1 protein-coding gene is annotated in these 1,368 nt (G+C 42.5%); it reads left to right on the top strand.

Translation table 11 applies throughout. From position 1 onward, the window contains the following. Nucleotides 1–113 precede the first annotated feature (113 nt). Nucleotides 114–1,304, top strand: coding sequence for an IS701 family transposase (locus tag PPOP_RS07620; RefSeq protein WP_093471006.1), 1,191 nt, complete (start codon nt 114–116; stop codon nt 1,302–1,304). The last annotated feature ends 64 nt before the right edge of the window (nt 1,305–1,368 follow it).

Here is a 1,368-nt window from a genome sequence, read left to right as displayed (position 1 = left end):
TTACTAACTATACATGCCAAAATTAGCTGCAATTAAATGTAAAAAGAGACACCCTTGATTCTCTGTGTAAAATAGAAGTACCAGCAACCACTCTACGCAGAGGAGATCAAGAAATGTCTCATACGTATACGTTAACACAGCATCACCATTGGAACAATATCTTTCAGCAATGGAAACTCTCGTTGTATTTTTCCAAAGCTGTCCTCAAGCACATCACTCACTTTGTAGATGGCATGTTGTCATCTGGATTTACAGGTACCTTAACAGACATACATCGCGAAAGCTTGCATCATCGGGATCGTAGAAGCTTAAGTCATTTTTTATCCCATGGGAAGTGGGATGAACAGTTCCTTAAGCAAATCGTACGTAATATCGCCTATCAGCAAGTCAAATTCAGCGCTAAACACAATAACAGCCCTATCTTTGTCCTTGTCGATGATACGGTGTGTGAAAAAACCAAACCTTCGTCACGGGCGGTTGACTCGATCCAGGGTTCAGCCTTTCACCACTCTCATCTCAAGGGCAAGAAGGTGTATGGTCATGCTGTAGTGGAAGCCATGCTTCGGGCGGATGATGTAGTATATCCCTTTGCAACAGAACGTTATGAATCCAAAAGCAAGAGCAAGATTGAGCTGGCTTGTGACATGATCCGTCAAGTGCCCAAGTCTCATCACCGAACTTACGTATTAATGGATTCGTGGTACCCTTCAGCCTCTGTTCTTCAGGTGAGTAGCGAGCAAGGATTCCATGTCATTAGCGGTCTAAAGACCAATCGCATCATTTACCCACAAGGGATTCGCCAATCGATTAAAGAATTTGCTTCGTTTATTTCCAAGTCTGATACCGATCTCGTGACCATCGGAGTAGACTCTTATCGCGTTTATCGATACGAAGGAAAGCTCAACTTGCTTGATAATGGAGTCGTTCTTTTCTGCTGGAAAGAAGGAGAAGAACTGAACCCCAAGCAGGTAAAAGCTTTTCTAAGTACGGATGTTTCTCTAACCAGCAAGCAGATTCTGAGCTATTATAGTAAGCGATGGTCGATTGAAACGTATTTTCGAGCGGCGAAGGTCCACCTCGGCTTGGATCGATATCAGGTACGATCTACGAAAGCGATTGATCGTTACTGGGCGCTACTCTCTTTTGTTTCGATGTGCTGTATTTACATCGGGCAAGGCAATCTTTTGGTTGGATTACACCAATATCGACGAGAAAAAAAGCAACATTGGATTGAATTTGTTTATAAACAAGCTCTATCCGGAGTAACTCTCGCCCAAATTCAAACACAGCTTAGAGCTGCATAGGGATACTGTCAGTTTTTTTGGTTTACATTTTCTTGAAGTGTTTATTGGCATGTACAGTTACTAA

It is taken from the genome of Paenibacillus popilliae ATCC 14706 (assembly GCF_000315235.1).
GTDB lineage: Bacteria > Bacillota > Bacilli > Paenibacillales > Paenibacillaceae > Paenibacillus_B > Paenibacillus_B popilliae.
Note: the sequence above shows the minus strand (reverse complement) of the source record. Positions and strands in the feature narration are given on the sequence as shown.

Bases quoted from the DNA above. Each gene is read 5' to 3' on its own strand.
- PPOP_RS07620 (WP_093471006.1), top strand. From the start codon at position 114: ATGTCTCATACGTATACGTTAACACAGCATCACCATTGGAACAATATC.